Annotated in this window: 11 protein-coding genes; 2 read left to right on the top strand and 9 right to left on the bottom strand. The window is 42.6% G+C overall.

Annotation, left to right across the window (positions count from 1 at the left end; genetic code table 11):
- Positions 1-232: 232 nt before the first annotated feature.
- Entirely contained in the window at positions 233-799 is a 567-nt protein-coding gene (gene efpL, locus L4C35_RS15095; protein ID WP_428463661.1) for an elongation factor P-like protein EfpL, read from the top strand.
- 73 nt (positions 800-872) lie between these two features.
- Here efpL and L4C35_RS15090 read toward each other — a convergent pair whose 3' ends face one another.
- Both L4C35_RS15090 and L4C35_RS15085 read right to left on the bottom strand, forming a co-directional pair.
- The gene (locus L4C35_RS15090; protein ID WP_428463660.1) at positions 873-1,694 is read right to left on the bottom strand and encodes a DUF2797 domain-containing protein; all 822 of its coding nucleotides are present in this window, start codon (positions 1,692-1,694) and stop codon (positions 873-875) included.
- Between the two features lie 106 nt (positions 1,695-1,800).
- Entirely contained in the window at positions 1,801-2,487 is a 687-nt protein-coding gene (locus L4C35_RS15085; RefSeq protein WP_428463659.1) for a tRNA (adenine(22)-N(1))-methyltransferase, read from the bottom strand.
- Between the two features lie 361 nt (positions 2,488-2,848).
- Here L4C35_RS15085 and L4C35_RS15080 point away from each other — a divergent pair, with 361 nt between their 5' ends.
- Positions 2,849-3,298 (top strand): c-type cytochrome, encoded by a 450-nt coding sequence (locus L4C35_RS15080; protein ID WP_428463658.1) that lies wholly within the window; start codon positions 2,849-2,851, stop codon positions 3,296-3,298.
- 91 nt (positions 3,299-3,389) lie between these two features.
- Here the strand turns inward: L4C35_RS15080 and L4C35_RS15075 are convergent, their stop codons facing one another.
- From L4C35_RS15075 to gshB, 7 genes are all read right to left on the bottom strand, one after another.
- The gene (locus L4C35_RS15075) at positions 3,390-3,944 is read right to left on the bottom strand and encodes a protein disulfide oxidoreductase (protein ID WP_428463657.1); all 555 of its coding nucleotides are present in this window, start codon (positions 3,942-3,944) and stop codon (positions 3,390-3,392) included.
- Between the two features lie 4 nt (positions 3,945-3,948).
- The gene (locus L4C35_RS15070) at positions 3,949-6,069 is read right to left on the bottom strand and encodes a protein-disulfide reductase DsbD family protein (RefSeq protein WP_428463656.1); all 2,121 of its coding nucleotides are present in this window, start codon (positions 6,067-6,069) and stop codon (positions 3,949-3,951) included.
- Between the two features lie 50 nt (positions 6,070-6,119).
- Positions 6,120-6,566, bottom strand: coding sequence for a hypothetical protein (locus L4C35_RS15065; protein WP_428463655.1), 447 nt, complete (start codon positions 6,564-6,566; stop codon positions 6,120-6,122).
- 265 nt (positions 6,567-6,831) lie between these two features.
- Positions 6,832-8,760, bottom strand: a complete 1,929-nt coding sequence (locus L4C35_RS15060; protein WP_428463654.1) for a carboxylesterase family protein — start codon at positions 8,758-8,760, stop codon at positions 6,832-6,834.
- A 513-nt stretch (positions 8,761-9,273) separates the two neighbouring features.
- Positions 9,274-10,131, bottom strand: coding sequence for a PA4780 family RIO1-like protein kinase (locus L4C35_RS15055; protein ID WP_428463653.1), 858 nt, complete (start codon positions 10,129-10,131; stop codon positions 9,274-9,276).
- Between the two features lie 316 nt (positions 10,132-10,447).
- Positions 10,448-12,430, bottom strand: coding sequence for a flavohemoglobin expression-modulating QEGLA motif protein (locus L4C35_RS15050; RefSeq protein WP_428463652.1), 1,983 nt, complete (start codon positions 12,428-12,430; stop codon positions 10,448-10,450).
- On the bottom strand, positions 12,414-13,442 hold the full coding sequence (gene gshB / locus L4C35_RS15045; protein WP_048897925.1) for a glutathione synthase: 1,029 nt from the start codon (positions 13,440-13,442) through the stop codon (positions 12,414-12,416). The genes L4C35_RS15050 and gshB overlap by 17 nt, the downstream gene beginning before the upstream one ends.
- Positions 13,443-13,538: the final 96 nt, after the last annotated feature.

The following is a 13,538-nucleotide window of genomic DNA, read 5'->3' as shown; positions in this document are numbered from 1 at the left end:
TTAGGCTTGAGTGACTTACCACGAACTAACGCTTAAGGATCAAACCAACGATTGATATCTCTTCTAGACATGCTTGCGAACGTCATTTGGTGGTTGAATACTATATAGGGTGAAAAAAGCAAAAAATGTCACGCAAAAATGGTGAATAAATCAGCTATTCATAATTTCTTTATTTGCCTAAAATTGAGTTCGTGGTAATTTCTACCCACAATCTATTACTGGATGTCAGACTATGCCAAAGGCAAGTGAAATCAAAAAATTTGCAGCCATTGAACTCAATGGCAAAGTATTGTTAGTGAAAGAAATTAAAAAACTAACTCCGAGTGGTCGTGCTGGTGCAAGCCTTTACCGTATGCGTCTATATGATGTAGCTACGGGCGCAAAAAGCGATGAAAGCTTCAAAGCAGATGAAATGATTAACCTTGCGGACTTCCGTCGTCATCAAGCATCATTCTCTTACATCGATGGTGACGAGTATGTCTTCATGGATAACGAAGATTACACGCCATACAACTTCACCAAAGAATCTATTGCTGAAGAGCTTCTTTTCATTACTGAAGAGACTCAAGGCATTCAAGTTCTTACTGTTGATGGTACCCCTGTTGCAATCGAACTACCTGCAACGGTAGATCTTGTGATTGTTGAAACAGATCCATCAATTAAAGGTGCATCTGCAAGTGCACGTACTAAACCAGCTGTATTAACAACAGGCTTAACAGTACAAGTACCTGAGTACATTGCATCTGGCGAGAAAATCAAAATTAACACGACTGAACACAAGTTCATGAGCCGTGCTTAATTGATAAGCTTTGCTTGTTAAAAAGCCCGTATACGTGTAAGCGTATACGGGCTTTTTTTATAGAATTAAGTGTTTAAGCGTCAACAGTAATTTCATAGCTGGTGAATTTACGGATGTTGATCACACCGGTATCAAACATCAAGTATTGGCCTTTAATGCCCAGCAAAGTCCCTTCTACAACAGGCTCTTTATCGAAGTTATGTGAGCTAATCTTGGTTGGATGTTGAGTGACAGGGTAACTGATGTTAACCAAGTCTTCATCAAGACGTTCGATAGCATCACTGCCAAATGTGCCAGTCAGTTCTTCCAGTTTTGCTTCAATCTCTGGGATCAAGCGCTTTGCTTCTGCGATTAAATCTATGTCTTTGTTATCGCCTTTAAGCATGGCGCGCCAGTTGGTTTTATCCGCAACAAGCTCGGCTAATGCAATTTCGACTAAACCAGACAGTTTACGTGTTTTAACTTTGAAGATAGGAAGTGCCTGAGTGGCTCCCTGATCTATCCAGCGAGTAGGAAGCTGAGTATGACGCGTAATCCCAACTTTTAAGCCTGAGGTATTCGACAAGTAGACATAGTGCGGCACCATGCAGAAGTTATCGCCCCATTCTGGTTCACGGCACGTCCCTGCATCGTAGTGGCAGGTTTCTGGCTTCATGATACACATGTCACAACGCGCAAGTTTCTTCATACAAGGAAAGCAGTGGCCTTGTGAGTAACTCTTTTTCGTTTTCTTTCCACAAGCATCGCAAAAGATGTTGCCTGTGAAAGTCATTTTTAATGGTTTTCCAATCAGTGGATTTAAAGCGAGTAGGGATTCGCCCACTGGTAGTTGGTAGTCGACTGTGCTGCTTTCAGGGCACAAGCTCGACTTCATTTTACTTAAGGTTCCGTGCATGACTTTACTCTATGTTTTTATAGTTCTATCAGTTTATCGCAATTAATAAATGAAGTGATCGATATCGCCGTTATTGTTACTTGTCATTTGCTACAAATGCGTGGAATTACAGCGTTATGGCACGATAAGCATCAATAATGTGGCTGACATCAGTTGTGTTGCCTTGCTGAATTCGCTGATAGTGATTGAGTGTTTTTATCAGGTATTTTTGGTTTATATTTGCTTGTTTGTCAGAATCTGACTGCCAGATTTTATCGCCAACAAATGAAATAGGGGCGCTTTCGTCAGGCTTGGATGAAACCAGAATGGTCTCATAAAAGCGTTGGTTATCTTCAACGAGAGCTTCATCTTTCAGGCTGAAATTTAGCTCGATCAGCTTTTGGCGTAATGCAAATTGATGATGTACAGGGCACAGTAAAAAATCGATATTTGAGTTGTTGCTTGCTAGCGCGTGTTTACGGTGAAGCGCTTCAATAAATTGGATCATCAGATCACCACCGACACCCGCGATGATGATAAGTTGTTTTCCTTCATGCTGCTGCAAAGGCAGTTCTGCAACATCAAGACAGTGGGTATACCAATTCGATGCCGAGTCTGAGTAAAAGCGTTGTAGTTTGCTTGCTAACTCAGACATAAGATCAGGCACGATATCAACAAAGTGGATGTTGTTGGCTGCTTGTCGTGATAACAAGGCTGCGCCAAGAAACCCATGATCGCAGCAACAATCCCAGATGTGGCTGTAATCGGATGTCACCATTTGTTCAATTTTTCTTAATCGCTTACTGAGTTTCAAGGGAAGTGCCTGCATCAAAGGGTAATAACGGGTGGCATTGTAATGGTTTTATTGCTTTTAGCGAAGTTTATAGCTTTTAGTGAAGTTTGCTGCTTGATAGTTAAACGAACGGATGTTCAGTATACGATCTTGGATTTTGAGTAAGATGAATGGCGTAATTTCGTTTCAGCACGCATAGGGCAAACGGTAATGTGACCCTTTAGGTGTTTAGTTGTAAAGCAATGTAAGTTTTATGTGAAAGTGGTTTACTAAGTTGAGAGGCTTGATAAGATCGCCTCATCGAGTTGAATATGGTTTGTTTAACGATAATAACGAAAGCTATTGCAGCTCAAAGCATGACAATAAAAACATGGAAGAAGCGATGAAAGTAAAAATGATGATGGCTAGCCTTACGCTGCTAGCAACCACAGTGTCAGCATCCCCTTTTGAAAAACCTGAAGATGCCATTCATTATCGTCAAGCAGCATTCTCTATGATTGCAGCAAACTTTGGTGATATGGCAGATATGGTGAAAGGTCGTAAAGACTGGAACCAAGATGTATTTAGTCAGCGTGCGCAATACATTTCAACATTGGCGTTGATGCCAGCTGAGGCATTCAGTGTTGATGGTTCTGATAAGGGGGACACAAAAGCTAAGCCCGAAATTTGGAATGATTGGGACGGTTTTACGGTAAAGCTAAACAAGTTTCAAACGGATCTGAATCAACTCGCGCAAGTGGCCTCCCTAGGTGATGAGCGAGCAACGAAGAAAGCCTTTGGTGTTGCCGCTAAAAACTGTAAATCCTGTCATAGCGATTATAAATTCCGCTAAGCACACAATTTTAATAAAAAACACCCTCGATGCTGTCACATTTGAGGGTGTTTTTGTTTGTTGTTAGCTTTATTGGTTAAGACTCATAACATTACTTAGCGAGCATCATGCGCGCCCAAATACCGGGCGGGCTAGAAACACCTGTTGTGACTGAAGCAATTTTACCATCACGCAAAATCATAATGGTTGGCGTGGCTGAAACACCCCATTGATGCCCAAGTTGCCCTGATGGGTCGTTCACTACAGGAAACTGGTACTCGTGGTAATTCATATACGCATTCAGCCTATCATTCTCACCTGATGTCATTGCAACGGAGATGACAGCGTAATCATCATTCATCCAATCAATAGTTGGGCTCACAAATTTACAGACGCTACACCATGTCGCCCAAAAATACAGTAACACTGGCTTCTCATAGCTGAGCGATACAGGATCGTATTGCTCACCATTGATGGCGGTATATACCGTAGGTGTTAGCGTGTTTTGGGGAATAGATTGATTACGCCACCAATCCATCGCCGTGCTTACAATTAGCATAATAAGCAGCAGGGTTAAGCCTTCTTTGGCCAATTTCTTTACCCTAGAGCCTTTAGTTGATTGTGATGCTTTCACCTGTGTTTTTTTAGCCTTCGTGTTGTCTGGCATGCGATCAGCCCTTATGACTCGAAGTGCTCTTGCCTTCAGCTTCAGCGATTGCGCCCATAACATCATCTTTGGTTAAAATGACAGGTAGCGCGATACCTTCTGGTGCGTTAGGGCCGTAGACAATATTAAAAGGGACACCGAAACGACCGTAGGACTGCAAGAAACCTGTGACATAGTCTGAGGGTTTGGTCCAATCTCCGCGCATTAATATAATATTGTCTTGGTCCAGCTTGTCGTACACCGGGTTTTGTAACATGACGCCAATTTTGTTGGCTTTACAGGTAATACACCAATCTGCGGTTACATCAACAAAGACAGTCTTTCCTTGCGCGACAGCTTGGCTAATGGCTTCGCTTTTTAGCGGTTGCCAAGCATGATCCGCAGGAAGCGGGGTTGACCACTGATCTGCTGTTAGGCTACCAACAAGTAAGCTGCTTGCACCGCCAAGTAGAATAACGGCAAGGGTAATCACGACACTCTTACGGCCTTTTACTTGGCCCAAACGCCATAATAAAAGAATAAGAGAAGTCACAGCGAAACCAACCACAGTCCCTGTGCTCACAAAGCTGGTCATTAAACTGAGTAGCCATAGACTGGTGGCTAGCATCATTAAGCCAAACAGTGTTTTAACACCGTTCATCCAATTGCCCGGCTTAGGCAACTTAGAAGCAAGCTGAGGGAATAGCGCGATTAACAACCATGGTGCTGCCATGCCAATAGCCAGCGCGGTGAAAATGGCAAACAGAGTAACAATGTCTGCGCCAAGCGCATACGCGACAGCAGTGCCTAAGAATGGCGCACTACAAGGCGTTGCAAGTAAGGTTGCAAACATGCCTTGTACAAAATGACCAAGGTGTGAGTTATCACCACGGGTGGCTAGCCAAGTATTAGTGCTGCTTGAAAGGCGAATTTCAAACAGACCCAGCATATTAGCGGCGAATGCACCAGTAATGATGATCATGGCGCCAATAAAGTATGGGCTTTGGAATTGAATGCCCCAGCCTAATGCTTGCCCAGATACTTTTAATGCGGTTAAGAACCCAGCCAATAGCCAGAATGACACGAGAATACCCGCCGCAGATGCAATGAATTGAGTACGAATTTGACGACGTTCCATGCCTTTGGTCGCGATAATACTGCTTAGTTTCATACCGAGGACAGGTAGGACACAAGGCATGATATTCAGAATTAGACCACCAATCAGCGCAAAAGCAATGGTTTGCCAAATACTTGAACTGACTTGTACGGTAATGGGTAGGTTAGTGGCAATAGATGACTCTTCAACGGCCATGTCGGCATCGGTTACTGTCACGTTTACGGTTTTATTTGTTAGCTCAGGCTTGCCGAACCAACTGCTAACTTTAAATGTCGCAATTAACTGTTGGTTATCTTTCGATATGCTTGGTGTGCTGAATGAGACGTTCTCTAATGTTTTATCGTAACTGTCGACAAATACATCGGGTTTAGCCCAAGCGTGGCTATTGCTGATCAAAACGGATAGCTCTTGCTTATCGCTATTCCAGCTTGTTTGATCAATTTTTACGTTGGCACTGTTGGCAGGTACTTTACTCATACCTTGGTTGTATAAGTGCATCGCATCTGTTGATGGCGTGAGTTGGTTTGGAATGAAATCCATCACTACTTCGTAGTCTGTCAGCACACAAATGCTGGTACATGACGACATGGTTAACTTGCCAGAGAAAAAGACGGGCTTGTTAAAGTCATCGACAGTCAGGGTCATCGGGAAAACGACTTTATGCTTGTAGCCTAATGTTTCAACGCCTAAAAACTCATAGCGTTTCGGCATTGGCCAGTGCCATTCGAGATCGCTAAGGTTGTTAGACATTTCCCAGTCAACTTTAGGTGCTACGCCACCTTCACCAGGCGATCGCCAATAGGTTTTCCAATCACCATCAAGATCAACTTCTAGTAATCCTTCTACAGTTTTTGCTGTTTCATCGGTTTGCCCTGTCAGCATGAAGCGTACTTGTACAGGCGGGTGCATCGGGTTGGTCAACCAGCCCGTTGTGTAATCTTTGGCTTGTGCATTGAATGCGAACAAGCTGAAAAGGAATGCTGCAAATATGGTCAACAGCGTATGTTGAGATGTAATGGTTTTTTTCAACGGTATAACTCCAATAAACACAAAAAATAAACATGGATGATTCGATGTGTTTATTCTCTAAATACACAGAAGGTTAAATGACGTCTCTGAGTGGACGGTATTGGCTCTGTTAGTGCTGGCACTAAAGAGTGACCAGTACTTAATAAGCTTAACAGAATGAAAATAAAGGGAAGATAAAGCAGCCCTAATTCTAGGGACTGACCGTGAATTTGAAGCAGATGGTCGCTCATATCACACGATTTTTGTGTGATAGGGCTAGGTTCAGTTAAGTTGCTAGCATCTGGTATTTTTGTTGCTGCCTCTTGAATAAATTCATGTAATGTCGTTTTCTGAGCAGGTGAATGCGCAGGATGTTGCTCGGAATACTGTGCTGCATTTGGGCACGATGAAACCCACCCAGAACGCTGACTTAGGCAAAGCGTTATCACCACCATAACCAGCACTAAAGCAACTTTAGCAATCTGCGGTGAGGAATGTCGGAAAAGCGTGGGTGTCATTTTAGCCTTACATTAATCAGCAATGTGGTGTTATATCAAATCATTAACTATTCGAAATACCATCAGTTATCACCACAGTATGACCGTGCCACAACTGAAAAAGTTTCGTCTATTGTGATGTTTTTATCAAAAAGCACAAGAATAAATGAGTGAGGTAGGTTTTATGGTGAGAAATGGATAAATATTGTGGTTAATGCGGGGCATAAGATAGGGCACTTCCCGCTTTATAAAGGTTAGGAAGTGCCCGAGATAGCCTAGTATCAGCTTAGAACTTTAGTAATTTTGCTTTTTCTAATGCATCACAGCGGCCTTGTTGGCTTAAGGTGCCATCAGCATTTGGAATCGCATTAATGGTGCTGTCCCAATCAGGAACTGGGGTAAAGCCATTTTGGTCAATTGTCCAAACTGTATCTTGAACATTTGCAGTATTAGATGGTTCAAACATAGCTGGTTTAAACCACTGACGAGAGACAGTATCCATCATAATTGCATCACGCTCGCTCGCGTTAGCCTGCATAGAGCGAATGTTTAAGTTTTTGTTGAATACAAAAGGTAACTCATCGCCCTGACAAACACCGCTTGCACATGAAATCGACAGCAAGAAAGAGGCATCAATTGGTCTGAAGGTTAAATCAGATTTGTAATTATAGTGATATAGACGCGATTCATTTTTTTGTGCCATCTTGCGATTAGGGCAAGTAAATAGCACATCGTTAGCCATCATACGCGCGCGTTTTACGGTTTCTTTACCGATGATCTCGCCACTCTCATTTTTGTCCATTTGGTAGTGAGGGATAGCCAGTAATTGATCGGCTTTTGGATCAAGTCCCTTTACGAACTTTAAGCCTTCCCAAGCGATTTTCAGTGCATCTGCTTGCTCAGGGAATTGGTTATCTATCGCATCATAGATGAGCTGATCGGCACCAAAGATAACATTAACGAGTAGCGGATAAGTGTCTGATTTGAAATTAACCTTCAAATTAACTGTATTACCATCGCCTAGGTCAAGGGGAATGACTAAATCATAGTCAACCATAAACAATGGCTCAATAAAGCCCAAATATGTGTTGGCTTCATCGTTATTAAAGCCGAGTACAGTCGGTACTTGGAAGTCGGCCTCTGTTGGCTGCTTTGTAACGACACTATCTTCAGGTGATTTACTTAGCCAGCCGCGTGTTTCCTTGTATGGTGCGAATGCCAATACGCCAGCACCATAAGGCTGCATGTAAAGTGGGTTGATCAGGCTATTAGCCAAAACTAGTGGATTTTTGGCATGCGCACCGACTTGTAGAACCTCTGTCGTCGATAAGTTTGACCAATCTACCTCTGCTGCGTCTGGTCCACCAAAGGTTTTATCTTTGAACCCTTCAAGTGTCGCTGCTAAGTTTTTAGCTGAATCTCTTGTTTTGTAAGGTATCCCATAAGGGTTGCTCTGCATGATCGCACGATGAAATAGTTTTTCGTTTGTTTCAGCATCAATAGGGTTTAGCTGGTGGATACCCACAGCTATTGCGCCAGCACCTTCACCAAACAGAGTCACGTTATTTGGATTACCGCCAAAATCAGCAATGTTGTTTTTAATCCATTTAAGCGCGGTTCGCTGATCCTTGATGCCATAGTTTCCGCTCTCATCATCATTTTGGTAAAGCGAGCCAAAAATACCTAAGCGGTAGTTGAGCGTAATCGCAATGAATGGATTTCCATTTTTTACGCCATTGGCCACGATAGCATCACCGTGGTTGATCGCGTTAGAGCCAGACCCTGTTTCGAATGCACCACCGTGAAGGAAAACATACACAGGCATAGCTGCTTTTTGATGTGCTTGGGTAGGGCGCCAAATATTCAAGTACAAGCAATCTTCAGACATTTTAGTAGCGTCATAACGCGCGACACTGCCTTGAGGACATTGCTTGCCAAAATCTATTGCTGGTGTGTTTACTGGGTTTTCAGGTGAGTACAAAACCGCATTCGAAAAGCGGTCAGCTTGTGCATACTTAATACCCTTAAAGGCTTCAACGTTGCCTGTAATGTTTTTGCTATCCTTTACTGCTTCAACCGTACCTTGGTACTGGGTACCATTCGCTTTTGCATAGGTGTACGTAAGAGTACTTTCGGTTTTAGTATCAGAGCTGCCATTACACCCAGTAAGGAGAAGGCCAACCAAACTGGCGAGAATCAGTTTTTTATTTAACATGGTATGTGTTCGAGCTTAAATGTAATTAAATAAATGTTGTTGATGCCATGTGAATATTAACGGCTAAGTGCAGGAAGCTTGGCCTAACAACATGAGAAATATTAAACGGTGTAAAGCGCTTTCAATGCTCTATAAACGTGGTCAAAATGCCACTTGGTGTATGTTATAGCGGAAAGCGTAAATCCAAATTACTATTGTTCATTTACCTTTGTGAAGATAGCGTACAATAGGTGAAATTTTTGCGCTATTGTGACGTGTTTCTCAAAAATCACAAGAGGCAATGACGGGCTATTTAGGCGGAAGATAAGTCTATATTCAGTAACGTTATCTGAGTGTAAGTAAATCGTTACGTAAAGTCGGTGCGGGTTGTACCATCAGGCTTGAATACCTGTGTAATTGGATTTACTGGGGTGTATGACGAGGGGGAGTTGCAAATGCCCTTAACATACCTTTTGTGAGGTGATATGTTGCAGGCAGTTGCTTCATAGAATCCAAGTTTGTAGAACTCAGCAGTTAGTCCACTTCACTATCTTCTTGTTGGCGCTCTTTACGTAGGGCTGCTTCTTCCATAACGGCATTAATTTCAGCCATAAGTCCGTCAATATCGGCATCTTCATCGCTGTACTCAAAGTGCCCCGTCAGCTCTGTTGTTGGCGTGAGCTCACCAGATTCATATAGTGCCCACATTTCTTTTGCAAACTGGGTTTCAAGCAGTTCAGGCGCGTACTGACCGTAATAGTTTGTCATGTTAGTGACATCACGCTCTAGCATCCATTTCGCGTTATTATTCGCAGAGGCATCAACAGCCTGGGGCAAGTCGATAATGATTGGACCTGACTCATCAACCAGTACGTTAAATTCCGACAAATCACCATGTACGATACCTGCGCATAGCATGCGGGTGACATACTTGATCATTAAGTCATGATCTCTTAATGCTTGTTCTTTTGTTAGTGTAATGTCATTCAAGCGGGGAGCAACACCACCTTCTTGGTCTGTCATTAGCTCCATGAGTAGCACGCCATGAAAACAACCATAGGGAGTGGGTACACGTACATCGGCATCAGAGAGAGTGTATAGTGCATCTACTTCGGCGCGTTGCCACACTTTTTCTTGTTCATCTCGGCCGAATTTTGAGCCTTTCTCCATCGCACGTGCTCTGCGACTATTTCGAACTTTACGCCCTTCACGATAGGTTACAGCTTGCTTAAAGCTACGCTGTTCAATTTCTTTGTACACCTTTGCACAACAAATTTTGTCTTGGCTATGTACTATATAGACGTCCGCTTCTTTGCCACTCATAAGTTGAGTTAATACGTCATCTACTAAACCATCTTCAACCAATGGTTCTAATCGCTTGGGTACTTTCATTACACCTACATTTGATAGAGGAAAACTGTTGAAACAAACCTTGAGAGTTCAAATATTGTTACACGATACTCAGACGACATTATCTATGTGTAACAGTATTTCACAAGCTTTTAAGCATGAAATCTCGTATTTAAAATACAGAGCTTGGAAAATGGTTTGATAAGGTGTTTGATTTTTCTGATATCGATGTTTTGTTGTTAGGTCATGAAGTTTTAGCTTCGTGGGAGTAAGAGTGAATAGTGGGAAAATAAATAAAAGGCGACAAATCGCCTTTTATTTGGGGACAAATACCGACTAGAGAATGTCGTACTTGCTACTATCGGATAGAGTTCAGAAGAAAGTCCATCACAGGATCTGCTTTTGTTTCAAGCGTTAATGCCTTGGGCATGTATGCTGGTTTTTGCAAAATGTCACGTGCAATCAGTTCTTCAAGCAAAGGCTTAAACTCAAAGCCAGTTTTGCCGACAAACAAGGACGTTAGGTCTTGCTCATGGTAACAATGCAGCGCATCTTTTAAGCCACGTAGGTAGAGGAAGTCTTTAGTAAAACCGCCACCACGATATACGCGTGCTGTTATTGTGAAAGCATCGTCATCAGACAATTTGTAGTCTTGTTTTAGTGCATGGAAGGTATCACCAAAACTTTCACCGTTAACCATCTTATCAACCGCAATAACACGTAACGCCAGCGTTTTTAGACGATGCAAAGGGAAGCTGCCTGATAGGTGCTCACAAAGAATCGCTAAGCCTTCTTGTGTATGGGTGTTACCTGGTAGACCCAGTTTCAACACTTTCAACGGTTGATTGTCTGCGTTTACGCTCGTGACTAAGTGAACACCTAATTCGTGTTGAATAAGGGCGTCTAAGTCGCGTTCAGTAAAGGTGCTGTTAACGTTAACTTTAATGCTGCGGCCACTTACCATGGCTCTGGCAATTAAGGTTTTTGACCCAACCACATTACACTTGAGTCCATAATCAGCCGCGGCCGCTTTAAACGCAGCAATGGCATCTTTGGCACTCAGTGTTGCTGCTTCTTTCTCTTGATATTCACAAGCGTGAAGAATGAACTTCGCGTTAGCAATATCGCGATCATCTGGCTGACCATAGTAACGTAACGAGTTGTATAAGAACTCATCAGTACCTATGCTCGTAAGCAAGTCGATACGTACTGCCAATTGGTCAATTGTTTTGCGGTACATTTTCTGAATGTCAGCATCACGAATATCTTCAACCGGCAGGCGATAAAGCTGCTCACGAAACTTATACGGGTCTAGATCCAGCTGTCTGTAAGTAAACGTAGGTTGGTACGTAAACGGTTTATGTAAGAATCGACGTTTCTCTTGTTTCAAGTTGGTCGGGTTAATATAACTTAATGTATTAACACCACGCGCAATCGAGAATAACTGGCGATCTAGCTTAAGCACTTCTCTTGGCAGCTTAGACGCAAGAATATGGCTGCTTGTTAAACGCTTAACTTTTGTTTTACGGCGTAAAGTGAATGCAGCATGTTCCGTTACTACGGTTTTCATTGCTTCTTTCATTTTTTCAATCACAAGTGGGAAGCTTTCGCCGCCAACTTCGTTCATGAAAATCTTTTTCACTTCAATCGGTAAAATTAACGTCTTTTTGAAATGCTGTTTTACAAAGCTAGCTTGGTAGCCCATGCCTTTAAATACATCATTTTCTTTTGCCGAAACCGCAATGTTCGGTAATTCAACGTTATTAAGCTGATTTAAGCATTCATCAATTTCTTTACGCCACTGCTTTTTGTTGATCTGTTGCGTACCTAAATTAAAGGTTGGCGTTTCGTTTTCGATACGCTGGTAATTATAGGAATGCACATCATAAATTAAGCAAAGGCCAAACTTATTCTCTAGCGCTTCAATAAGGCATTTCAAAATACGGTAATATTTTGCATGCTTATCAAGAGAGACCGCTTTTTCTGCATCTGTCAGTGGGGTAGACCAGACGTCTTTTCCCCAAGCTTGATCGTAAATGCATTGATCATTTGAACGGTTAAGATCGTACTCGTAACGAGAATCTTCACCTTGCAAAATAATCGGTAACGAAGAAATAAAATCACCCGTGAACGGATCTTCTTCGTAGTAACGTTCTTCTTCGGTTAATTCGCATTTGCTCATCAGCTCGGTACGGAAGCGGTGGCCATGGTGAATGGCTGTTGCAATGTATGGCTGATATTCGCTAATACGGATCGTTAAACTTCCGTCGTTAAGTTGCGCTTCGAATGGAACTAGGTGCTGGATCTTATCCAGCACCTCCTGCTCAGTAAGCTGTAGCATCAGCAATAACCTTACGGAACTCGTTCTTCCGTGTAATGCTCACTTCTTTTGCTACAACAACGCTTTCAACGAAATCTAGAACGTCACGTTGTAACTTAGTGCGATTCAAACGGTTGATACGTGTAATGCCACCAGGGCTAAGTACATTAACTTCAACCAGTTTGCCGTTAATCACGTCTAGACCAACAAAGTACAGACCATCGCGTACTAATTTAGGGCCAATGTGCTTACATAGACGCAGTTCTTGCTTGGTTAATACGTGCTTAACTTCTTTACCACCAGCGTGGATGTTAGAACGTACGTCACCTTGTGCTGGTACACGGCGCATTGCACCAATTGGCTCACCGTTTAGCATCATGATGCGAACGTCGCCTTGTTCTGCGCCTTCGATGTAATCTTGTAAGATCACGTAGTTGTGATCGTCACCAATGTAGAAATCAAGTAGTGATTTCACGCTTGATTTCGCACTTTTTTCTACAAGGATTACACCTTTACCGCCGTAGCCATTAAGAGGCTTAAGGATCATGCGGTCGTTGGTGTTTTCGTCTAACACGCGCTCTAGGTATTCACGGTTCTTAGAAACGTGTGTTACCGGGATAAATTCGTTATTTGGATCAGGCAGAGATGCTGTGTATAGCTTGTTGTTTGCTACACGTAGGCCATCAATGTCGTTCATGATGAAAGTGTCATCACGGACTGAATCCAAGAAGTTCAGTGCCATGGTGTCTAGCGGTGGGTTTGCACGCATGAAGATAACGTCAAAACCGGCTAGTGGCAGTTGTGCTTTTGTAAACTCAGCTTTTTTGTAAAAACTGGGAATATTGCTAGAGACTTCTTTGTTCTTTAATACATTACAAAAAGCGATAGCCATGCTGTCACGCATTGTAAGGTTATTAGGTGTTGTAATAGCAACCGTGTGACCACGAGCTGCAGCTTCATGTATTAGGCGTAGTGTTGAGTCAGTTTCTGGTTCAACGCGATCCCACGGGTACATAACAAAACAAATTTTCATAGCAAATTACCGAATATAGAAGGCCATTTGATAGGCCTAAAAAGCAACCAGCCACCCTAGATTTAATTTGGAGGGTGGCTGGTCGTAAAGAAATTA

It is taken from the genome of Photobacterium kagoshimensis (assembly GCF_050337045.1).
GTDB classification, from domain to species: domain Bacteria; phylum Pseudomonadota; class Gammaproteobacteria; order Enterobacterales; family Vibrionaceae; genus Photobacterium; species Photobacterium kagoshimensis.
This window is presented reverse-complemented; position numbering and strand designations above follow the sequence as displayed.

Excerpts from the sequence above, each read along its gene's own strand:
- efpL (WP_428463661.1), top strand. The coding sequence starts at position 233 with ATGCCAAAGGCAAGTGAAATCAAAAAATTTGCAGCCATTGAACTCAAT.
- L4C35_RS15090 (WP_428463660.1), bottom strand. The coding sequence starts at position 1,694 with ATGCACGGAACCTTAAGTAAAATGAAGTCGAGCTTGTGCCCTGAAAGC.
- L4C35_RS15080 (WP_428463658.1), top strand. The coding sequence starts at position 2,849 with ATGAAAGTAAAAATGATGATGGCTAGCCTTACGCTGCTAGCAACCACA.
- L4C35_RS15075 (WP_428463657.1), bottom strand. The coding sequence starts at position 3,944 with ATGCCAGACAACACGAAGGCTAAAAAAACACAGGTGAAAGCATCACAA.
- L4C35_RS15065 (WP_428463655.1), bottom strand. The coding sequence starts at position 6,566 with ATGACACCCACGCTTTTCCGACATTCCTCACCGCAGATTGCTAAAGTT.
- L4C35_RS15060 (WP_428463654.1), bottom strand. The coding sequence starts at position 8,760 with ATGTTAAATAAAAAACTGATTCTCGCCAGTTTGGTTGGCCTTCTCCTT.
- L4C35_RS15055 (WP_428463653.1), bottom strand. The coding sequence starts at position 10,131 with ATGAAAGTACCCAAGCGATTAGAACCATTGGTTGAAGATGGTTTAGTA.
- L4C35_RS15050 (WP_428463652.1), bottom strand. The coding sequence starts at position 12,430 with ATGCTACAGCTTACTGAGCAGGAGGTGCTGGATAAGATCCAGCACCTA.
- gshB (WP_048897925.1), bottom strand. The coding sequence starts at position 13,442 with ATGAAAATTTGTTTTGTTATGTACCCGTGGGATCGCGTTGAACCAGAA.